This window comes from Enterobacter cloacae complex sp. FDA-CDC-AR_0164 (assembly GCF_003071645.1).
In the GTDB taxonomy this organism is placed as follows: domain Bacteria; phylum Pseudomonadota; class Gammaproteobacteria; order Enterobacterales; family Enterobacteriaceae; genus Enterobacter; species Enterobacter ludwigii.
In genome coordinates this window covers 2,271,628-2,293,321 of record NZ_CP028950.1, presented here as the reverse complement: position 1 = coordinate 2,293,321, position 21,694 = coordinate 2,271,628, and the positions used below count along the sequence as shown (strand labels likewise).

Genomic DNA, 21,694 nt, shown 5'->3' with positions numbered 1-21,694 from the left:
TATTTTTCTTAATGTAAGGTTGGCTTGCGGACTTCCGGCGCGGTCGGCTGCGAACGCGTAAAGTGGTCGTGGCACAGCAAAGCAGCAACGCGAACGTATTCGATGATCTCTTCGAGAGACATTTCCAGCTCTTCCTGGTCTTCGTCTTCATCGTAGCCCAACTGCGCAATGTTACGCAGATCGTCGATCGCCTCACCCGCTTCGCCGGTCACTTTATCGAGTTTCGGCTGCGTGACGCCCAGCCCCAACAGGTAGTGGTTAACCCAACCTGCGAGCGCATCGGCACGATCGAAGACGCTGACGTCATCGCCTTCAGGCAGATAAAGCTGAAAAAGGAAGCCATCGTCTTCCAGCGAATCGCTGATCGCGGAGTGCATTTTACGCACGGCTTCCGCCAGCTCGTGACCAAACGCCAGCCCTTCGTTCGTCAGGTCGTGGATCAGCGGCTGCCATGAGCTGTCGCTGTTTCCGCCGCACAGCATGCCACTGATCAGACCGTGCATTTCCGCAGAGGTTAAACCGACTCCCTGCTGGTTCAGTAACTGGTTTAAATCCTTGTAACCAGGCATTTCGTTCTGTATAGACATGCGCATTCGTCATCGTTGGGAGGAATATTCATGATATGCTACCACTTTGGACCCTGGTGATACCAGAAAAGGGCTTGTATCTTCACATCAGGGTAGCTATAGTGTCGCCCCTTCGCAGCCCCCGGGGCAGTAAGCGAAGGCAGCGCAGTCAATCAGCAGGAAGGTGGCATGTCTGCACAACCCGTCGATCTCCAGATTTTTGGCCGTTCACTGCGAGTGAATTGTCCGCCTGAACAAAGGGATGCCTTGAATCAGGCTGCGGACGATTTGAATCAGCGGTTGCAAGATCTCAAAGAACGCACTAGAGTCACAAATACTGAGCAGCTGGTTTTCATCGCCGCGTTGAACATCAGTTATGAACTGACTCAGGAAAAAGCGAAGACCCGCGATTACGCGGCAAGCATGGAGCAGCGCATTAAAATGCTCCAGCAGACCATTGAACAGGCATTGCTTGATCAAGGTCGCAATCCCGAAAGACCGGGACCAAAGTTTGAATAACACTTCTCAGTTGACTATGGTAGAGTAACTGTGAAGACAAAATTTCTCTGAGATGTTCGCAAGCGGGCCAGTCCCCTGAGCCGATATTTCATACCACAAGAATGTGGCGCTCCATGGTTGGTGAGCATGCTCGGTTCGTCCGAGAAGCCTTAAAACTATGACGACACATTCACCTTGAACCAAGGGTTCAAGGGTTACAGCCTGCGGCGGCATCTCGGAGATTCCCTCTCTTTTTCTTCTACCGACTACCATGACCCAACTCCCTGAAGTCTCTTCCTCACGCGAGGACATCCGTCAGCTCATGCGTCAACGCCGTCGTGCGTTAACTCCCGAACAGCAAGCACAGTTTGCCCAGCAAGGCGCTGCCCGTATGATGGCCTATCCCCCTGTTGTGATGGCGCGTACCGTCGCCCTGTTCCTCTCGTTTGATGGCGAGCTGGATACTCAACCGCTGATCGAACAGCTGTGGCGCGCCGGGAAAAGAGTGTACCTGCCGGTGCTGCATCCGTTTAGCCGGGGAAATTTGCTGTTTTTACATTACCATCCGCACAGCGAACTGGTGGTGAATCGTCTGAAAATCACCGAACCAAAACTCGACGTCCGCGACGTCCTCCCCCTATCAGAACTGGATGTGCTGATCACGCCGCTGGTGGCGTTTGATGAGCAGGGTCAGCGCTTAGGGATGGGTGGCGGTTTTTATGACAGGACGCTGCAAAACTGGCAGCAGTATCATTTACAGCCTGTGGGGTACGCACATGACTGTCAGGGCGTGGAAGCCTTGCCGGTAGAGAAGTGGGATATTCCGCTGCCTGCGGTAGTGACGCCGGGCAAAACCTGGCGCTGGTAAAATAAAGCCGGGTAGCGACCCGGCTTTATGCTCACAGAAACAGAATCAGTACAGCAGACGGGCGCGAATGGTACCCGGAATAGCCTTCATGCTCTGCAGCGCTTTTTCCGCTACATCTTCGTCCGCTTCAATATCAATCACCACGTAACCCATCTGAGAGTTCGTTTGCAGATACTGCGCGGCAATGTTGACGCTCTGCTCGGCAAAGATCTGGTTGATCGCAGTCAGCACGCCCGGACGGTTTTCATGGATGTGCAGCAGACGACGGCCACCGTGCAACGGCAGAGACACTTCCGGGAAGTTCACGGCAGAGAGCGTAGAACCGTTGTCGGAATATTTGCTCAGCTTGCCCGCGACTTCCAGACCGATATTTTCCTGCGCTTCCTGCGTCGAGCCGCCGATGTGCGGCGTCAGGATCACGTTGTCGAATTCGCACAGCGGAGAGGTGAACGGATCGCTGTTGGTAGCAGGCTCAGTCGGGAAGACGTCAATTGCCGCCCCCGCCAGATGCTTACGCTTCAGCGCATCGCACAGCGCCGGAATATCGACAACCGTACCGCGCGCGGCGTTGATCAGCAGTGACCCCGGCTTCATCAGCGCCAGTTCCTCAGCACCCATCATGTTTTTCGTCGACGCGTTTTCCGGCACGTGCAGGCTGACCACGTCGCTCATGTTCAGCAGGTCAGAGAGGTGTTGAACCTGAGTGGCGTTGCCCAGCGGCAGTTTGCTTTCGATATCATAAAAATAGACATGCATCCCCAGGGATTCAGCCAGGATCCCCAGCTGAGTACCGATGTGACCATAGCCGATGATACCGAGTTTTTTACCACGGGCTTCGTATGAACCCGCAGCCAGTTTGTTCCACACGCCGCGGTGCGCTTTGGCGTTAGCTTCCGGAATACCACGCAGCAACAGCAGCAGCTCGCCAATCACTAACTCCGCCACGGAACGGGTGTTGGAGAACGGGGCGTTAAAGACAGGCACACCGCGTTTTGCGGCGGCATTCAGGTCAACCTGGTTGGTACCGATGCAGAAACAGCCGATGGCAACCAACTTTTCCGCCGCGGCAATCACGTCTTCAGTCAGTTGGGTACGGGATCGCAGGCCAATGAAATGGGCATCACGGATGGACGCTTTCAGCTCTTCGGTGTCAAGCGCGCCTTTGTGAAATTCGATGTTGGTGTAACCTGCTGCACGAAGGCTATCAAGCGCTTTCTGATGCACGCCCTCAACCAGCAGGAATTTAATCTTGTCTTTCTCCAGTGATACCTTTGCCATTTACCTTACCCGACCCTGTTTTTGTCTGAACTGATGTTGTGCTGGATTTAAATCCGCTGTAGCCAACATATCAAAAAAAACTATTGCAGCAATATGAACGTTTGCGTCGGCACTCTGAAGAAAAGTCATACAGAGCAAAATGACAGAGGAAAATGCTGTAGAAATTTGCGAATGCGGCAGGATCGGCAAACGAGAGGTAAAAAGCGTGACACAAGTCACCGAATTTAGCTTTTCAAAATTTTTTTAGCGGGGGGAGGTCTCCCCCCATCAGATCATTTTACGATGGTTTGCACGCCATCTGCCGTGCCGATCAGCGCGACATCCGCACCACGGTTGGCGAATAACCCTACAGTCACTACGCCTGGAATACCGTTAATGGCATTTTCCAGCGCAATGGCGTCGAGAATTTCCAGACCGTGAACGTCGAGGATCACGTTGCCGTTGTCAGTGATGACGCCCTGACGATATTCCGGGCGTCCACCCAGTCTCACCAGTTCACGCGCCACAGCGCTACGCGCCATTGGGATCACTTCTACCGGCAGCGGGAATTTACCCAGGATATCAACCTGCTTTGACGCATCGGCGATACAGATGAATTTATCCGCCACGGAGGCGATGATTTTTTCACGCGTCAGCGCCGCACCGCCGCCTTTGATCATCTGCATATGGCCGTTGATTTCATCCGCGCCATCAACGTAGATACCAAGACGGTCAACTTCATTCAGATCGAAAACGGTGATGCCAAGGCTTTTCAGCTTTTCCGTGGAAGCGTCGGAGCTGGAAACTGCGCCCTCGATCTGCCCTTTCATCGTGCCCAGCGCATCGATAAAGTGTGCCGCCGTCGAGCCCGTACCAACACCGACAATGGTACCCGGTTGCACATACTGGAGAGCGGCCCATCCTACTGCTTTTTTCAGTTCATCCTGCGTCATGATCGTTTAGCCTGTGGTGTGAAAACGTAGGCCGCATTATAGAACACGTCGGGTGGATTTCGTCTGCCACGAAGGGAAAATTGTGTCATAGTGCAGATTAAGCAAAATTAAGGAGTCAGCCAGAGCAATGAAACGTCCGGACTACAGAACACTACAGGCACTTGATGCAGTTATTCGTGAACGCGGTTTTGAGCGCGCAGCGCAAAAGCTTTGTATCACTCAGTCCGCCGTATCACAACGCATCAAACAGCTGGAGAACATGTTCGGGCAGCCTCTGCTGGTACGTACTGTTCCACCGCGTCCAACGGAGCAAGGGCAAAAGCTCCTCGCCCTGCTGCGCCAGGTTGAACTGCTCGAAGATGAGTGGCTGGGTGACGAACAGACCGGCTCAACGCCGCTGCTGCTCTCGCTGGCGGTGAACGCCGACAGTCTGGCAACCTGGCTGTTGCCGGCCCTTGCGCCGGTGTTAGCGGACTCCCCGATTCGCCTGAATCTGCAGGTTGAAGATGAAACCCGTACGCAGGAGCGCCTGCGTCGCGGTGAAGTGGTTGGGGCGGTCAGTATCCAGCCTCAGGCGCTGCCGAGCTGTCTTGTCGATCAGCTGGGCGCACTGGACTACCTGTTTGTCGGCTCAAAAGCGTTTGCCGAGCGCTACTTCCCGAACGGCGTCACCCGCGCCGCGCTGCTGAAAGCCCCTGCGGTGGCGTTCGACCATCTGGACGATATGCATCAGGCCTTCCTGCAGCAAAACTTCGATCTGCCGCCGGGCAGCGTGCCATGTCATATCGTGAACTCGTCTGAAGCGTTTGTGCAGCTCGCGCGTCAGGGCACCACCTGCTGTATGATCCCGCACCTGCAGATAGAGAAAGAGTTGAAAAGCGGTGAGCTGATTGACTTAACGCCGGGGCTGTATCAGCGCCGGATGCTCTACTGGCACCGTTTTGCGCCAGAAAGCCGCATGATGCGCAACGTCACCGACGCGCTGCTGGCGTATGGGCATAAGGTGTTGAGACAGGATTAAGGAACAATCCCCCTCTCCTGACAGGAGAGGGGGATCGTGAAGACAGATTACTGCGCTTTTGCCGGCTCAGTCTGCTGACTTTGGGTCGGCTGCAGCTGGAATACCACATCAACCTGATCGTCGAACTGAATCGTCGGCTGCTCATAAGTTTCCTGAGCAGACACCGGCGCCGCGTCGGCCTTCATCATCCGTACCATCGGGCTTGGCTGATAATTTGAGACATGGTAACGCACGCTGTATACCGGACCGAGCTTACTGTTGAACCCGGACGCCAGCTGTTGCGCCTGATGGATTGCATCATCAATGGCGGCTTTACGCGCCTGGTCTTTGTATTTTTCCGGTTGCGCAACGCCCAGTGAGACGGAACGAATTTCGTTCAGACCCGCTTTCAGCGCGCCATCCAGCAGCGAGTTCAGTTTATCGAGCTGACGCACGGTCACTTCAACGGTGCGCACGGCACGGTAGCCTTTCAGGATGCTTTTACCGTTCTGGTAGTCGTAATCAGGCTGGGTACGCAGGTTGGCAGAGCTGATGTCTTTTTTAGCGACACCGTTCTGCTCCAGAAAAGAGAGATATTGCGCAACACGATCGTCAGCCTGCTTCTTGGCAGAAGCGGCATCTTTCGCGGCCACGTTCACTTCAATTGCCAGCGTTGCAACATCGGGTACCGCATCCACGCTTGCGGTGCCTGAAGTGACGATGTGCGGGCCATCAGGCAATTCACTTGCCTGCACCGACACCGCACCTAAACTCACTAATGCCGCCAGGGCCATCACTTTAAACTTCACTGTCATTCCTCCATGTTGCGAAGAGTGCCCAACAACAGGGCGCATGCCAGCAAGCTTAGCGGCTCTCGCTCAGTTGTCCATAAGACAACGCTTAGTTGAGCAATTCCTGAACATGATGAATCCCCTCTTTTGCCAGCTGAAAGGCGATAAACCACATCACCACGCCCACCAGCGTGTTGATGATCCGCTGGGCTTTAGCGGTACGCAGACGCGGGGCCAGCCATGCCGCCAGAATCGCGAGACCGAAGAACCACAGGAATGAGGCGCTGACGGTACCCAGGGCAAACCAGCGTTTCGGCTCAACGTCGAGCTGCCCACCCAGGCTGCCCAGCACCACAAAGGTATCCAGATAAACGTGCGGGTTGAGCCAGGTGACCGCCAGCATGGTAACGATAATCTTCCAGCGGCCCTGCTTCATGACCTCGGCGCTCGCCAGTTCGAGATTGCTGCTCATTGCCGTTTTCAGCGCCCCAAACCCATACCACAGCAGGAACGCTACCCCACCCCAGGTCACCAGCGCCAGAAGCCAGGGAGACTGCATCAGCAGCGCACTGCCGCCAAAGATTCCGGCGCAGATCAGCAGCAAATCGCTCACCGCGCACAGCAGGGCAATCATGAGATGATACTGACGGCGAATGCCCTGGTTCATCACGAACGCGTTTTGCGGGCCAAGGGGAAGGATCATGGCCGCACCTAATGCAAGGCCTTGAAAATAATAAGATAACATGAATAAATTCTCAGCAAGTTGTCCTGGGATCTGACTATACTGCGAGAACCTTATTAGAGGAAATTGATAATATTAATTGGTGATTAGTATTGCTAATAAAAAGGCCCGATGGCGTTGCCGCTCACCGGGCCTCCTGAGGAAGAGGATTACTCGGCTTCTTTCTCGCGTTTAAGGTTCACGTCCATCTGTGGATACGGGAAGCTGATCCCGTTGGCATCAAAATCACGTTTGATACGTTCCAGAACATCCCAGTAAACGTTTTGCAGATCGCTGCTTTTGCTCCAGATGCGCACGACAAAGTTGATGGAGGATGCCCCCAACTCGTTCAGGCGAACGGTCTGCTCTTTATCTTTCAGAATACGATCGTCGGAGGCAATGATATTGGCGATCAGCGATTTCACCTGATCGATATCAGAGTCATACGCCACGCTGATAATCAGCTCGTTACGACGCACCGGCTCGCGGGAGAAGTTAATGATGTTGCCCGCGATAATTTTCCCGTTCGGTACCACCACGATACGGCCATCAACAGTTCGCAGAGTGGTTGAGAAAATCTGCACCTGCAGTACGGTGCCGGCAATACCGCCCAGGTCAACGTACTCGCCAGAGCGGAACGGACGGAAGGTTACCAGCAACACACCCGCAGCCAGGTTCGAGAGCGACCCCTGCAGCGCCAGACCAATGGCCAGACCGGCGGCACCGAGAACAGCAATCACCGAGGCAGTCTGTACGCCAACACGCCCCAGTGCAGCAATCAGCGTAAAGGCAATAATACCGTAGCGCACCAGTGCAGAGAGGAAGTCAGCCACAGTAGCGTCAATGTGACGCGCCAGCATCACGCGGTTTACGGCGTTTGATACGATACGCGCCACGATCATCCCGACAATGATGATGGCAATCGCCGCGACGATGTTAACGGCATAGCTCAACAGCAGCGCCTGGTTGCGCACCAGCCAGTTACCGGCATTATTGATGCTGTCTACAACATCGAGTTGTTCCATTTAGTCTTCCTTTTGTTATCCCAAAAACACAAAATCCATCCCCCATGGAGACAGGCAGGTCAGTAAAGGGTAAACAAAAAGGACCGGTTTTGCCAAACAGATCACATAAACGGGCCGGGCAGACCATTGAAAAAGCATAAAAAAAGGCCCGCATTCGCGGGCCTTCTGATGCTATGAGGAGCTTAAATTACAGAACGTCAACCGCGTTCAGTTCTTTGAAAGCCTGCTCCAGACGCGCCACCATGGAAGTCTGCGCAGCACGCAGCCATACACGTGGATCGTAGTATTTCTTGTTCGGCTGGTCTTCGCCTTTCGGGTTGCCCAGCTGGCCCTGCAGGTAAGCTTCGTTCGTTTTGTAGTACTGCAGGATACCGTCCCATGTTGCCCACTGGGTGTCGGTATCGATGTTCATTTTCACTACGCCGTAGCTTACGGAGTCTTTGATTTCCTGAGCAGAAGAACCGGAACCGCCGTGGAAGACGAAGTTCAGGCTGTTGTGCGGCAGGTTGTGTTTCTTAGAAACGTATTCCTGAGAATCACGCAGGATAGTTGGGGTCAGAACCACGTTACCTGGTTTGTAAACGCCGTGTACGTTACCGAAGGACGCTGCGATGGTGAAGCGTGGGCTGATTTTGCTCAGCTCGGTGTAAGCGTAATCAACGTCTTCTGGCTGGGTGTACAGTGCAGAAGCGTCCATGTGGCTGTTGTCCACGCCGTCTTCTTCACCACCGGTGCAACCCAGTTCGATTTCCAGGGTCATGTCCATTTTGGCCATGCGCGCCAGGTACTTAGAGCAGATTTCGATGTTTTCGTGCAGGGACTCTTCAGACAGGTCGATCATGTGAGAAGAGAACAGTGGCTTACCGGTCGCTGCGAAGTGTTTTTCACCCGCGTCCAGTAGACCGTCGATCCACGGCAGCAGTTTCTTCGCGCAGTGGTCAGTGTGCAGGATAACCGGAACACCGTAGTGTTCAGCCATCTGGTGTACATGGTGCGCACCAGAGATTGCGCCCAGGATTGCCGCGCCCTGAGGAACGTCAGTTTTCACGCCTTTACCAGCGATGAATGCTGCGCCACCGTTAGAGAACTGAACGATAACCGGTGCTTTAACTTTTGCAGCAGCTTCCAGTACGGCGTTAATGGAGTCGGTACCAACGCAGTTAACTGCTGGCAGAGCGAAGTTGTTTTCTTTAGCTACCTGGAACACTTTCTGAACGTCATCACCAGTGATCACGCCAGGTTTTACGAAATCAAAAATTTTAGACATGTTGCTTAGTCCTGTATCTTCGGCCGTTAGAAAAGGTGCGAGCTCTTAAAGCGCGCTGAAAATTGGGCAGGTTTCCCTGCCCTTGAATGGCTTACTTCTTAGCGCGCTCTTCGAGCATTGCTACTGCTGGCAGTACTTTGCCTTCCACGAACTCGAGGAATGCGCCGCCACCAGTGGAGATGTAGGAGATCTTGTCAGAAATACCGAACAGGTCGATTGCTGCCAGCGTATCACCGCCGCCTGCGATAGAGAACGCTTCGCTGTCTGCGATAGCGTTAGCAACGATTTCAGTACCTTTGCGGAAGTTCGGGAATTCGAACACGCCAACAGGACCATTCCACAGGATAGTTTTTGCGTTTTTCAGGATTTCAGCCAGTTTCTGTGCAGAAACGTCGCCCAGGTCCAGAATCTGCTCATCATCTTTGATGTCGTTAACAGATTTCAGGGTCGCAGCCGCTGTTTCAGAGAACTCAGTCGCGACGCGAACATCCGTTGGAACCGGGATATCGCAGGTAGTCAGCAGACGTTTTGCTTCGTCAACCAGATCCGCTTCGTACAGGGATTTACCGACGTTATGGCCTTGTGCCGCCACGAAGGTGTTCGCGATACCACCGCCAACGATCAGCTGGTCAGCGATTTTAGACAGGGAATCCAGTACGGTCAGTTTGGTAGAAACTTTAGAACCACCAACGATTGCAACCATTGGACGAGCAGGTTCTTTCAGCGCTTTACCCAGTGCGTCCAGCTCAGCAGCCAGCAGAGGACCGGCACACGCGACGTCTGCGAATTTACCGATACCGTGGGTTGAAGCCTGCGCACGGTGAGCAGTACCGAAGGCGTCCATCACGAATACGTCACACAGTGCAGCGTATTTTTTGGACAGCGCTTCGTCGTCTTTCTTTTCGCCTTTGTTGAAGCGAACGTTTTCCAGAACAACCAGTTCACCGGCAGCGATGTCTACGCCGTCCAGGTAATCTTTTACCAGGCGAACCGGGTTGGACAGTTTGTCTTTCAGGTAATTAACAACTGGCAGCAGAGAGAACTCTTCATTGTACTCGCCTTCAGTTGGACGACCCAGGTGGGAGGTCACCATCACTTTAGCGCCCTGCTTCAGAGCCAGTTCGATGGTTGGCAGAGATGCACGGATACGCGCGTCGCTGGTCACTTTGCCATCTTTAACCGGTACGTTCAGATCAGCACGGATGAAAACGCGTTTACCAGCCAGATCCAGATCGGTCATCTTAATTACAGACATGGTGAATCCTCTCGTTGATTCTTAAAGTTTTGCAGACGCACGATGCGTCTTACCTGAAACCTTGAGCGGCCATTGCTAACGTGGTGTCGAGCATTCGGTTAGCAAAGCCCCATTCGTTATCACACCAGACCAGCGTCTTGATAAGGTGTGCGCCACTGACGCGCGTTTGAGTGCCATCGACAATGGCGCTGTGCGGGTCGTGGTTAAAATCTACTGAGACCAACGGTAATTCCGTATAGTCAACTATACCATGAAATGCCCCCTGTGCCGCTTTTTGCAGCAACAGGTTGACTTCACAGGCTTTTACCGGTTTTTTCACCGTCACGCTCAGGTCAATTGCGGTGACGTTAATCGTCGGTACACGTACGGCAATTGCTTCAAAACGATCATTAAACTGCGGGAAAAAACGGGTGATACCTGCCGCCAGTTTTGTGTCCACCGGAATGATTGACTGGCTCGCGGCTCGCGTGCGTCGTAAGTCCGGATGATAGGCGTCAATCACCTGCTGATCGTGCATCGCTGAATGAATCGTGGTTACGGTGCCGGATTCAATGCCATACGCATCGTCTAACAGTTTGATGACCGGAATAATGCAGTTGGTGGTGCAGGAGGCGTTGGAAACAATGCGGTGTTCGGCTTGCAGCTCATGCTGATTCACGCCAAATACGACGGTCGCGTCGAGGTCGTTGCTGCCAGGATGGGAAAACAGGACTTTTTTCGCACCTGCTGTCAGATGCGCTTCGCCATGCTCGCGGTTACCGTATACGCCAGTACAGTCAAGTACGATATCCACACCCAGTTCACGCCACGGTAGCCCGGCAATACTGCTCTCATGCAGCACGCGGATGGCATCGTCGCCGACAAACAGCTGATCTCTTTCCTGGCGAACATCCCAGGCAAAGCGTCCGTGGCTGGTGTCATATTTCAACAAATGCGCCATGCCCGCAGCATCCGCCAGTTCGTTGATAGCCACCACGGTTATTTCCGCCCGACGCCCGGATTCATATAAAGCACGAACCACGTTACGCCCGATGCGACCGAAGCCATTAATCGCTACGCGTACGGTCATAGATCTCCTGCAAAGCTATCCCTGAGTTTGAGGTGGCTGAAAGAGTAATCCAGCTACGCCCGAAGGGGAATCCTTGCTGTCACAAACTGCGATTGATTGGTCAATTGTCGAACATTTAATCGACTGAAACGCTTCAGCTAGAATAAGCGAATCAGTGAATAAAAGGAATGTCTGTCCAGAGCAATAAGCGCGCTATATGACTTGCGTCACATTTTGGATGGAATAATTCACAGGAACGTTACATGTTTGAGGAATAGTGGACATATAAGGCGGATAGCGTGAAAAAAACTAAACGGTAACCCAAAGGTTACCGTTTAGGGTGTTTGTGCCCTCTTCTCAGTGAGAGCATGGACAGGGGCTCGCGCCCCTCCCCTACAAACAATTACAGCAGTTCTTTTGCTTTCGCGACAACGTTTTCAACGGTGAAGCCGAACTCTTCGAACAGCAGCTCTGCCGGAGCAGATTCACCGAAGGTGGTCATGCCGACGATTGCGCCGTTCAGGCCCACATATTTGAACCAGTAGTCAGCGATACCTGCTTCTACTGCCACGCGCGCGGTAACGGCTTTAGGCAGTACGGATTCGCGGTAGGCGGCATCCTGCTTGTCGAACGCATCGGTAGACGGCATGGAAACCACGCGCGCTTTAACGCCTTCGGCAGACAGTTTTTCCCATGCGGCAACAGCCAGCTCAACTTCAGAACCGGTCGCGATGAAGATCAGCTCTGGCTGACCCGCGCAATCTTTCAGCACGTAACCACCACGGGCGATGTTCGCCAGCTGCTCTGGAGTACGCTCCTGCTGTGCCAGGTTCTGACGGGAGAGGATCAGTGCGGTTGGACCGTCCTGACGCTCAACACCGTATTTCCACGCCACGGCGGACTCAACCTGGTCACATGGACGCCATGTGCTCATGTTTGGCGTCACGCGCAGGGAAGCCACCTGCTCTACCGGCTGGTGAGTTGGACCATCTTCGCCCAGACCGATGGAGTCGTGGGTGTAGACCATCACCTGACGCTGTTTCATCAGCGCAGCCATACGCACGGCGTTACGCGCGTACTCGACAAACATCAGGAAAGTAGAGGTGTACGGCAGGAAACCACCGTGCAGGGAGATACCGTTCGCAATCGCGGTCATACCGAATTCACGCACACCGTAGTGGATGTAGTTACCGGCAGTGTCTTCGTTGATTGCTTTAGAACCAGACCAGATTGTCAGGTTAGATGGCGCCAGGTCAGCGGAGCCGCCCAGGAATTCTGGCAGCAGCGGACCGAACGCTTCAATCGCATTCTGAGAGGCTTTACGGCTGGCGATTTTGGATGGGTTCGCCTGCAGTTTAGCAATGAACTCGTTCGCTTTGGCGTCGAAGTCAGACGGCATGTCACCCTTCATACGACGGGTAAATTCAGCCGCTTCCTGTGGGAAGGCTTTCGCATAGGCAGCGAACTTCTCATTCCATGCGGATTCTTTCGCCTGACCCACTTCTTTAGCATCCCACTGCGCGTAAATTTCAGATGGGATTTCGAAAGCAGGATATTTCCAGCCCAGCGCTTCGCGCGTCAGTGCGATTTCCGCGTCGCCCAGTGGCGCACCGTGAGAATCGTGGGTACCCGCTTTGTTCGGAGAACCGAAACCAATGATGGTTTTGCACATCAGCAGTGACGGCTTGTCCGTCACTGCGCGCGCTTCTTCTACTGCACGTTTAATCGAGTCAGCATCGTGACCGTCAACGCCACGTACAACGTGCCAGCCGTAAGCTTCGAAACGCTTCGCGGTGTCGTCAGTGAACCAGCCTTCAACGTGACCGTCGATGGAGATGCCGTTGTCGTCATAGAACGCAACCAGTTTGCCCAGCTTCAGGGTACCTGCCAGGGAGCACACTTCGTGAGAAATGCCTTCCATCATGCAGCCGTCGCCCATGAATGCGTAGGTGAAGTGGTCAACAATGTCATGACCTGGACGGTTGAACTGCGCGGCCAGGGTTTTCTCGGCAATCGCCATACCCACCGCGTTAGCAATACCCTGACCCAGCGGACCGGTGGTGGTTTCTACACCTGCGGTGTAACCCACTTCCGGGTGACCTGGCGTTTTGGAGTGCAGCTGGCGGAAGTTTTTCAGCTCTTCAATTGGCAGATCGTAGCCAGTGAGGTGCAGCAGGCTATAGATCAGCATTGAGCCGTGGCCATTAGACAGCACGAAACGGTCGCGGTCAGCCCAGGAAGGGTTCTGCGGGTTGTGGTTCAGGAAATCGCGCCACAGGACTTCGGCGATATCAGCCATCCCCATAGGGGCGCCCGGGTGGCCGGATTTGGCTTTCTGTACTGCGTCCATGCTCAGCGCACGAATAGCATTAGCAAGCTCTTTACGTGAGGACATTTTAACTCCAGATCGGACTGTTAAAGGCCATGCCCTTGACGACAGCGCGTTTTGGGCTACGCCGGAAAAAAGTGCCAACAATGTAACCCAAGCGGCATGTCATGTACATGGAGCATTCTTTTGCAGCTTAAGAAATCTCTGGATCATGCTCGCATGTTGCGCAATCTGCTCGCCCGGCCCCGTAGATATTCCTTATACTTAGCCCGACCCCGGCTTCGTTGCCGGTGCACTTTTCAGATTTTATTCAGATTAACGAGTACGGAAGCGACATCATGAAAATGCGTGCAATAGTGCTGGCCCTGGGTACAACGCTCCTGCTGAGCGGCTGTCAGAATATGGATTCTAACGGCCTGATGTCCTCAGGCGCAGAAGCCTTTCAGGCCTACTCCCTGAGCGACGCACAGGTTAAAGCGCTGAGCGACCAGGCCTGTAAAGATATGGACGGAAAAGCCACGCTTGCCCCGGCCAATAGTACCTACACGCAGCGTCTGAATAAGATAGCCTCCGCGCTGGGTGATAACATTAACGGCCAGCCGGTGAACTATAAGGTGTACATGGCCAAAGATGTAAACGCCTTCGCGATGGCGAACGGCTGCATCCGCGTTTACAGCGGGCTGATGGATATGATGACCGACAACGAAGTTGAAGCGGTTATCGGCCATGAAATGGGCCACGTTGCACTTGGCCACGTGAAGAAAGGCATGCAGGTTGCGTTAGGCACTAACGCCATCCGCGCCGCGGCGGCGTCTACGGGCGGTATCGTCGGCAGCCTGTCACAGTCGCAGCTTGGCGATGTGGGTGAAAAACTGGTTAACTCTCAGTTCTCGCAGCGTCAGGAATCCGAAGCGGATGACTACTCCTACGATCTGTTGCGCAAACGCGGCATTAATCCATCAGGTTTAGCCACCAGCTTCGAAAAACTGGCCAAGCTGGAAGCCGGTCGCCAGAGCTCTATGTTTGATGACCACCCGGCGTCAGAAGAGCGCGCACAGCATATTCGCGACCGTATGGTCGCAGACGGAATTAAATAATTCGAAAGGAGGCATATTTGCCTCCTTTTTATTTCGCATGAATTGTTAATTTAACCGCACATATCGGTAATAGCACTTTAGCACCTTTCTAAGCCGCGCAAACACTGGCTTATTTCCCTGAAACGTCTCGTCACATAATTATTGCAATCATTTACCATTCGGGTAATTATCGAGCTCGCAGTAATTCAATTTACAATATTAAGACAGAGACGTTCCCTCCGTGAAAAAAGAATTATCATTAATTGCGTTAAGTTTATTCGCCGCATTACCCGCCGTTGCAAGCCAGCAATCCGACAGCAAAGGGTTTGTTGATGACAGCCATTTAGATCTGTTTTTACGCAATGCGTATATCAGCCGTGATTATCATCAGGGCCAGCAGGACAAAGCCGAATGGGGTCAGGGTATCGTTGCCACGTTCGAATCCGGCTATACCGAAGGGCTGGTTGGCTTTGGTGTAGACGGCATTGCCCAGTATGGCGTGCGTCTGGACGGCGGTCGTGGAAAGAGCGGCGCGGGCGGCATTGACTTCTTTAAACAGGAAGACGATGGCCGGGCTAAATCCGATCTGGCGAAATTTGGCGCCACAGCAAAAATGCGTATTTCCAATACCGTGCTGAGCTACGGTAACCAGCGTCCGGAATTACCGATTGTGAATGCCGACAATTCCCGTCTGCTGTTTGAAAGCTTTACCGGCACCATGCTGACATCAAAAGAAATCACGGGTCTGGAAGTGAACGCCGGTTACTTCACCGATGAGCAGCGCAAAAGTGACGACCGCCACGACAGCGGCCTGAAGAGCCTCTCCTTCGGCGGTGCGAGCTACCAGTTCAACGACCAGTTCAGCGGTGCGCTGTATGCCTCTCATGTGGAAGAGGTGATGAACAAGCAGTACCTGGGAATGAACTTCAAACAGCCGTTCAGCACCGGGCAACAGCTGGTGCTCGATTTCAACGGCTATAACTCACGCCTGGATCAGCGCTACGCAGACAGCCTTGATACCGGACGCAGCAATAGCATCTGGAGCCTGGCGGCAAGCTACATCTGGGATATTCATACCTTCAAGGTGGCGTATCAGCAGAGCAGCGGCAGCACCGGCTATCACTATGGCAGCTATCGCGATCAGGGTGGCGTAGGTGACGGCGGCAATACCATCTGGCTGGCGAACTCCTACTGGTCTGATTTCAACGGCGAAGACGAGCGCTCCTGGCAGGCTTCTTACGCGCTGGACTTCGGCGGTCTGGGCTTACCGGGTCTGAGCTGGACCACAGCTTACGTGCGTGGCGACAACATCAAGACCTCTGAAACCAGTAACGGTAAAGAGCATGAGTGGTTTAACCAGATCCAGTATCAGGTGCAGGACGGCCCGGCTAAAGATCTGAAACTGAAACTCCGTTACTCCGTCCTGCGCGTGTCCAGCAACGCCAGCGACTATAACGTGGGCGGGGATGAGATCCGCGCGTACGTGGAATACCCGTTTAACGTGTTCTGATTAAGCCCCTCACCCGCCCTTCTCCCTAAGGGAGAGGGCGGAAGTGAGGGTAAACACGCTTAGTACAACGTCTTCTGCGGCGGCCCGGCAAACTTAAGCGCGCCAATCTGTCCCATCCGCACTTCCACTACCGACGGTCCTGGCATGGCAAGCGCTTCGGTCATCACCGCGTCAAAATCCTCCGCCCGTTCGACGCTCCACGCCTGTAACCCCATCGCATGCGCCAGCTGCGTAAAGTCCGGGGTATGCAGCTCGTTATAATACTGACGCCCGCCGAAATACTTGTCCTGAATGCCGCGCATGACGCCGTAACCGCCGTCATTCATCACCAGCAGCGTCACGTTGGCCTTTTCCTGCGCCAGCGTTGCCATCTCGCCCAGATTCAGGCTTACGCCACCATCACCCACCAGCCCCACCACTTTGCGTTGCGGGTTGGCAATCGCCGTGCCAATCGCCATCGGTAGCCCCATGCCGATGGCGCCTGCCAGCGAGTGAATGTTCATCAGCGGTCCATTGGCGCGGAACAAACGGCTGCCCCACAGGCTTCCGGAAACGGTGATATCACGAACCAGCAGGCCATCTTGCGGCAGCGCGTTCTCGATGGCGTCGTTGAGCTTCGCATAAGCACCGCACTGCTCACGCAGCCCCGCAACGGCTTTCGCCAGCGCCTGCTGCACCTGTGTATCCCACTGTGCATCGCCCCATTCCCGCCCCTGCGCTTTAGCCGCCAGCGCGGTTAACAGCGCCGCGCAGTCGGCCACAAGGGTTGTGTCCATCAGATAGTTGCGGCTCGCCGCCGCGGGGTCGATATCAATCTGGACGCGGGGATGCGGTAATTCAAGCGTCCACGAGCGGGTTTCGTTGCTGCGCAGGCGTGAGCCGGCGACCAGCGTAAAGTCGCACTGGGCGATCAACGCCTCAACTGACGGCGAGTTATGAAACGCCCGCAGGCTGGCGCGATGGCTGTCCGGCAGCACGCCACGCGCGTGGGTGCTGGAGATAACCGTCACTCCTGCATCCGCCAGTTTTTTTACCGCATCAGCGCTACCGAGCGCGCCGCCCCCCAGCCACAGCAGCGGCTGTCTGGCCTGTTTAAGCTGCGCCCACAGCGTGTCGACCACTGTCGTATCAACCGCGGAAACCGACGTCGGTTTCACCGGAGCGGTGATCAGCGACACGGGGATTTTCGCCCCCTGAATATCAATCGGGATCTCCACGGAGACCGGCCCGCACGGCGGAGTTTGCGCCTCCTGAATGGCCTTGTGAAGGATCGCTATCGCCTGGTTTGCGTTGCTGATGCGGTATGCCCGTTTTGAGCTGGCCTTCAGGAAGGTCAGCTGGTCGCGGGTTTCGTGGATAAAACCGGTATCGGCATCCAGCCAGGCTTTTTCCACCTGACCGGTGATGTGCAGCAGCGGTGTGCAGGCATTCATGGCTTCCACCAGCGCGCCGACGGCGTTACCCGCCCCGGCGCCGGTACTGGTCAGCGCCACACCGAGCCCGGAAAAACGGCCGTGGGCATCGGCCATGGTGACCGACCCCGCTTCGCCACGTGCGGGTACAAAGCGAATATTCCCGCGCTGCCCTACCGCATCGGCGATGGGTAAATTGTGGATGGAGATGACGCCGTAGATGGCCTCAACCTGATACTGCTCCAGCGTTCTGGCGATGGCGTCGCCGACGGTTATCATTTCGCTCATTACTCACCCTTTCTCAGTCGCACCAGTGGTTGACGCTGTTACCCGTCGCCAGATAAATGCTCTTTTGCTGCATCCAGGCTTTCAGCCCCTGAATGCCCTTTTCGCGGCCCAGACCGCTCTCTTTAAAGCCCCCGAACGGGGTCGAAATCGCAAACACTTTGTAGGTGTTTATCCACACTGTGCCCGCTTCAAGCTGCTCGCTCAGGCGCAGGGCGCGCCCGGTATCCCGCGTCCAGATCCCGGCGGCAAGGCCATAAACGGAGTCATTCGCCTCACGGATCAACGCGGCTTCATCGCTAAAGGGCATCGCCACCAGCACCGGGCCGAAGATCTCCTCCTGACAGGCGCGCGCGCTGTTGGTCAGGCCTTCGATGATGGTGGGCTGGAAGTAACTGCCGTTTGCCAGCAGTGGATCGGCAGGGATCTCCCCGCCACACAGCACGCGGCCCCCTTCACGCTTTGCCAGTTCAACGTAAGCCTGCACGCTCTTGCGGTGCGCGTCGTTAATCAGCGGTCCCACATGGGTGCCGTCGGTAAAGGGATGCCCGACCCGCAGGCCGCGCGTTAATTCGAGCAGCCTCGCCATCAGTGGGGCGTAAAGGCGCTCATGGATAAAAAGTCGCGAACCGGCAATACAGGCCTGACCCGCCGAGCTGAAAATGCCGTAGCAGATCCCGCGCGCAGCCAGCTCAACGTCGGCATCTTCCAGCACAATGGTCGGGGATTTACCGCCCAGTTCCAGCGAGGCCGGGATCAATTTTTCCGCCGCCACGTGCGCCAGATGACGGCCTGTGGTGGTGCCACCGGTAAAGGAGATTTTTCGCACTTTCGGGTGACGCGCCAGCGCATCGCCAATCACCGAGCCTTTACCCGGCAGCACGCTCAGCAGCCCGGCGGGTAAGCCTGCCTGCTCAAAAATACGCGCCAGCTCCAGCGCCATCAGCGGGGTGGCTTCGGCTGGTTTGAGAACCACCGCGTTACCGGCAGCAATGGCCGGCGCCACTTTCTGCATTTCGCTGGCAATGGGGGAATTCCAGGGCGTGATAGCTGCCACCACGCCGAGCGGTTCATATCGGCTGAGGGTAAGCATATCAGGCTGGCGTGGGGTCGGCAGTTCACCTTCCAGCAGCTCGCAGGCAGCGGCAAAATAACGCGCCGTGCCTGCCGCGCTCATCACCAGCCCCCGCGCTTCCGCCAGCGGTTTACCGTTGTCGCGACTCTGCATGCGGGCCAGTTCATCGACGCGGGATTCGATCAGATCCGCCACCTTATGCAGGATCTTCGCACGCGTATGCGGCAGGCTGTTACGCCAGGCAGGATCGCGCCATGCGCGCTCTCCGGCGTCGATAGCCTCCTGCAGATCGTCCAGGCTTGCCGCGTGGAGCGTGGCGTTCACCGCACCGTCTGCCGGGAAACGACTCTGCATCAGGTTACCGCCGCCACGCCGCCAGTTGCCGCCAATGAAAATGTTAAGATCGTCCATCGTCGCTCCTCAGCGCTGCGTCAGTTCACGGCAGGCGCGAACCGCGCTGAGTGCCGCCAGGGTGGAGGTTTTGGGGTTGCTGGCAAGCGGTAGCCCGCTCAGCTCCAGATGGAACTCGCCAAACATCCCTTCGACGTGCAGCGTGTGGGTATTGCGTTGAGTGGCCGGGTCGACCATCAGTTGCACGCGGGTGTCATCCATCCCCACGCCGCCAAGTGCCACGGTCGCCGCCACGTTGGCGTTGGCCGGAAACAGTCGTGCCGCTTCGCGTGCGCTGCCTTCAAAGAAGATCTGCGCCTCGGACACGGCGTTAAGATCGATAAGCTGCTCGGCATAGCTGCCGAGCCAGCTGGCCGGGCTTTTACGCGACTGGTAGGTCACCTTCTCAAGCCCGCCCTCTTTTGCCGCCGCCAGGCCATCAATGCCCGCCACCGCCCCGGAGAGCAGCGTCAGCTTTCCGCCTGCGTTAAGCAGACGCTGTTCCAGCGCGCTGTCTGCCAGCGCGCCGGTGGAGATCACCGCCAGATGCCATCCACGGCGTAAAATCGCTTCCCCGTACTGCGCTACCGCCTGCTGGCTGGCACATTCCAGCACCAGATCGGGAGTATCCGTACATAATGCGGGCGAGGTCAGTGCCACCACCGCATCGCCAAACTGCTGGCGGATAGCAGCATGATGCGTCTCGCGCGCCACGATCCAGCCGATGGCAACCTGCTCGGGCAGACGCTCAATGACCGCCTGCGCCATGGCACCGTAGCCGATTAACATGATTTTTTTCATGATGTGTCCTTACAGATGACGGCAGAAGCCGCCGGAAACGTCCAGCGCCGCACCGGTGGTAAACGAAGCCAGCGGCGAAGCGAGGAACAGCAGAGCCTGCGCAGGCTCCTGCGGCTTACCGAGACGCGCCATCGGAATGCCGCGTTTGCGGGCAATATCCGCCGTCCACTGCGGCCAGCTCTGACTTTTATCCGCCCGGTTCTCAAAGCGACGCCGCCACTGGCCGGATTCCACCATGCCAAGCAAAATGGAATTCACGCGGATGCCCTTACTCACCAGCTCTTTCGAGAGCGTGAGCGTCATATTGAGCAGCGCGGCACGTGCTGCGGAGGTGGCAATCATGTGTTCCTCTGGCTGCAGCGCCAGCAGCGAGTTCACGCAGGTAATGGAGGCAATATCCGATTGCTCCAGCTGCAGCTGAAAAGCCTGTACGGGGTTAATCACCCCAAACAGTTTCAGTTCGGCTTCATGCAGCCAGGCCTCGCGCGGGGTGTCATTGAAGTGCGCCACATACCCCTGTCCGGCGTTATTAATCAGCAAGTCTGTCCCGCCAAAGCGGGACTTAACGGCCTGGGCAAAGGTCTGAACCTGGTCTGCGTCCAGCACGTCGCAGCGGTGAGAGAAAATCTCGCCATCAGGGAATTCGTTTTGCAGCGACGCATGCGCGCTGGCAAGCCGGTCCGGGTCGCGGCCACAGAACGCCACTTTTGCCCCCTCGCCCAGCAGCAAGCGCAGCGTTTCAAAACCAATGCCAGAAGAACCGCCGGTGACTACCGCTACGCGCCCGTCAATTTGTGCATTCATCGCGCACCTCTTCGTTGATACGTAAAAGCTGTTGATTAAAAAACGCGTCGTTATCGAGATAGCTGGCGTGCCCGGCCAGGGGAATCGCGGTAAACGGCATGCCGTAACGTAGCGCCAGCCCCTGAACCAGCTCAGGCTGGGTAATGGCGTCCTGCTCACCGCACCAGACTTCAAAGTCACCGGCGTAACGCTTCAGCCAGCCGTGAATATCGTCATGTGCCAGCATCCATGCGGCAGCGAGGTAGCCTTCCGGGCGCAGTTTGCGCATGCCCGCCGCAACGGTGGCAATATCGTCCTCACGCGCGCCCGGGCGTAATAATTTAGCGGCCCGGGTTTGCGCCAGGATCTCGCCCCCAAGCGCCATCTGCTGCTCCCGGTTACGCCAGACCTGCTCGCGCTGCGCCGGCTCGGCCTGGCCGTAACCCTGCGCGGCATCGGCCAGTACCAGATGCAGTACGCGTTCGGGATACTTCGCCGCAAAGGCGCTTGCCACCAGCGCCCCAAGCGAATGCCCGACCAGAACGACCTGCCAGACGCCCGCGCGGTCCAGCATGGCCGCCAGCGCGTCGGCGTAATCCCCCGCGTTGGCGCGCTCAACCGCCAGCATCGGGCTTTCGCCATAACCGGGCATGTCCCACGCCAGCACGCGAAAACCGTTCAGCGCCATCTGTTTATGCCAGGAGGCAGCGCCGGAGCTGATGCCGTGGAGCAGCATCAGCGGGATGCCGCTTCCCTGTTCACGAAAGCCCGTCATCGCGCCCCC

At 55.9% G+C, this 21,694-nt stretch carries 20 protein-coding genes and 1 other RNA gene; 6 read left to right on the top strand and 15 right to left on the bottom strand.

Annotation, left to right across the window (positions count from 1 at the left end):
* Positions 1 to 8 precede the first annotated feature (8 nt).
* A complete protein-coding gene (locus AM410_RS11350; protein WP_025203274.1) occupies positions 9 to 587 on the bottom strand; it encodes a YecA/YgfB family protein in 579 nt (192 codons plus the stop codon).
* A 168-nt stretch (positions 588 to 755) separates the two neighbouring features.
* On the opposite strand from AM410_RS11350, the gene zapA reads away from it, so the two are divergent.
* From zapA to AM410_RS11330, 3 genes are all read left to right on the top strand, one after another.
* Positions 756 to 1,085, top strand: a complete 330-nt coding sequence (gene zapA, locus AM410_RS11340; protein WP_006811891.1) for a cell division protein ZapA — start codon at positions 756 to 758, stop codon at positions 1,083 to 1,085.
* 41 nt (positions 1,086 to 1,126) lie between these two features.
* A non-coding RNA gene (gene ssrS, locus AM410_RS11335) (6S RNA) lies at positions 1,127 to 1,310 on the top strand.
* Positions 1,311 to 1,335: 25 nt separating this feature from the next.
* Positions 1,336 to 1,932 (top strand): 5-formyltetrahydrofolate cyclo-ligase, encoded by a 597-nt coding sequence (locus AM410_RS11330; protein WP_108647828.1) that lies wholly within the window; start codon positions 1,336 to 1,338, stop codon positions 1,930 to 1,932.
* 45 nt (positions 1,933 to 1,977) lie between these two features.
* On the opposite strand, the gene serA is transcribed toward AM410_RS11330, so the two are convergent.
* Positions 1,978 to 3,210 carry a phosphoglycerate dehydrogenase gene (gene serA, locus AM410_RS11325; RefSeq protein ID WP_014171529.1) on the bottom strand — a complete coding sequence of 411 codons (1,233 nt, stop codon included), beginning with the start codon at positions 3,208 to 3,210 and terminating at the stop codon, positions 1,978 to 1,980.
* Between the two features lie 272 nt (positions 3,211 to 3,482).
* Complete coding sequence (gene rpiA / locus AM410_RS11320) at positions 3,483 to 4,142, bottom strand: ribose-5-phosphate isomerase RpiA (RefSeq protein ID WP_014171530.1); 660 nt, start codon at positions 4,140 to 4,142, stop codon at positions 3,483 to 3,485.
* A gap of 127 nt (positions 4,143 to 4,269) precedes the next feature.
* On the opposite strand from rpiA, the gene argP reads away from it, so the two are divergent.
* Positions 4,270 to 5,163 carry a DNA-binding transcriptional regulator ArgP gene (gene argP / locus AM410_RS11315; protein WP_008499727.1) on the top strand — a complete coding sequence of 298 codons (894 nt, stop codon included), beginning with the start codon at positions 4,270 to 4,272 and terminating at the stop codon, positions 5,161 to 5,163.
* 47 nt (positions 5,164 to 5,210) lie between these two features.
* On the opposite strand, the gene AM410_RS11310 is transcribed toward argP, so the two are convergent.
* The 7 genes from AM410_RS11310 to tkt form a co-directional block, all read right to left on the bottom strand.
* Complete coding sequence (locus AM410_RS11310) at positions 5,211 to 5,951, bottom strand: oxidative stress defense protein (protein WP_025203272.1); 741 nt, start codon at positions 5,949 to 5,951, stop codon at positions 5,211 to 5,213.
* A 91-nt stretch (positions 5,952 to 6,042) separates the two neighbouring features.
* Positions 6,043 to 6,678: an arginine exporter ArgO gene (gene argO, locus AM410_RS11305; protein ID WP_014171533.1), complete on the bottom strand. Its 636-nt coding sequence runs from the start codon at positions 6,676 to 6,678 to the stop codon at positions 6,043 to 6,045.
* 146 nt (positions 6,679 to 6,824) lie between these two features.
* On the bottom strand, positions 6,825 to 7,679 hold the full coding sequence (gene mscS, locus AM410_RS11300; protein WP_014171534.1) for a small-conductance mechanosensitive channel MscS: 855 nt from the start codon (positions 7,677 to 7,679) through the stop codon (positions 6,825 to 6,827).
* A 187-nt stretch (positions 7,680 to 7,866) separates the two neighbouring features.
* Positions 7,867 to 8,946 carry a class II fructose-bisphosphate aldolase gene (gene fbaA / locus AM410_RS11295; protein WP_014171535.1) on the bottom strand — a complete coding sequence of 360 codons (1,080 nt, stop codon included), beginning with the start codon at positions 8,944 to 8,946 and terminating at the stop codon, positions 7,867 to 7,869.
* Positions 8,947 to 9,037: 91 nt separating this feature from the next.
* On the bottom strand, positions 9,038 to 10,201 hold the full coding sequence (gene pgk / locus AM410_RS11290) for a phosphoglycerate kinase (RefSeq protein ID WP_020883716.1): 1,164 nt from the start codon (positions 10,199 to 10,201) through the stop codon (positions 9,038 to 9,040).
* Between the two features lie 49 nt (positions 10,202 to 10,250).
* Positions 10,251 to 11,270, bottom strand: a complete 1,020-nt coding sequence (gene epd, locus AM410_RS11285) for an erythrose-4-phosphate dehydrogenase (protein WP_014171537.1) — start codon at positions 11,268 to 11,270, stop codon at positions 10,251 to 10,253.
* 382 nt (positions 11,271 to 11,652) lie between these two features.
* Entirely contained in the window at positions 11,653 to 13,644 is a 1,992-nt protein-coding gene (gene tkt, locus AM410_RS11280) for a transketolase (protein ID WP_020883715.1), read from the bottom strand.
* Positions 13,645 to 13,916: 272 nt separating this feature from the next.
* On the opposite strand from tkt, the gene AM410_RS11275 reads away from it, so the two are divergent.
* Positions 13,917 to 14,675, top strand: coding sequence for a M48 family metallopeptidase (locus tag AM410_RS11275; RefSeq protein ID WP_073396437.1), 759 nt, complete (start codon positions 13,917 to 13,919; stop codon positions 14,673 to 14,675).
* A gap of 220 nt (positions 14,676 to 14,895) precedes the next feature.
* Positions 14,896 to 16,164, top strand: coding sequence for an OprD family outer membrane porin (locus AM410_RS11270; protein WP_040018858.1), 1,269 nt, complete (start codon positions 14,896 to 14,898; stop codon positions 16,162 to 16,164).
* 59 nt (positions 16,165 to 16,223) lie between these two features.
* On the opposite strand, the gene AM410_RS11265 is transcribed toward AM410_RS11270, so the two are convergent.
* From AM410_RS11265 to AM410_RS11245, 5 genes are read right to left on the bottom strand one after another with little or no spacing between them, the layout of a single operon-like run.
* Positions 16,224 to 17,864 carry a thiamine pyrophosphate-binding protein gene (locus AM410_RS11265; protein ID WP_040018857.1) on the bottom strand — a complete coding sequence of 547 codons (1,641 nt, stop codon included), beginning with the start codon at positions 17,862 to 17,864 and terminating at the stop codon, positions 16,224 to 16,226.
* Between the two features lie 13 nt (positions 17,865 to 17,877).
* Positions 17,878 to 19,347, bottom strand: a complete 1,470-nt coding sequence (locus tag AM410_RS11260) for an aldehyde dehydrogenase (RefSeq protein ID WP_073396434.1) — start codon at positions 19,345 to 19,347, stop codon at positions 17,878 to 17,880.
* Between the two features lie 9 nt (positions 19,348 to 19,356).
* Positions 19,357 to 20,127, bottom strand: coding sequence for an aspartate dehydrogenase (locus AM410_RS11255; RefSeq protein WP_073396430.1), 771 nt, complete (start codon positions 20,125 to 20,127; stop codon positions 19,357 to 19,359).
* 9 nt (positions 20,128 to 20,136) lie between these two features.
* Positions 20,137 to 20,931: an SDR family oxidoreductase gene (locus AM410_RS11250; RefSeq protein WP_032678938.1), complete on the bottom strand. Its 795-nt coding sequence runs from the start codon at positions 20,929 to 20,931 to the stop codon at positions 20,137 to 20,139.
* Positions 20,915 to 21,685 (bottom strand): alpha/beta fold hydrolase, encoded by a 771-nt coding sequence (locus AM410_RS11245; protein ID WP_025203266.1) that lies wholly within the window; start codon positions 21,683 to 21,685, stop codon positions 20,915 to 20,917. Before AM410_RS11245 ends, AM410_RS11250 begins: the two co-directional genes overlap by 17 nt.
* Between the last annotated feature and the right edge of the window lie 9 nt (positions 21,686 to 21,694).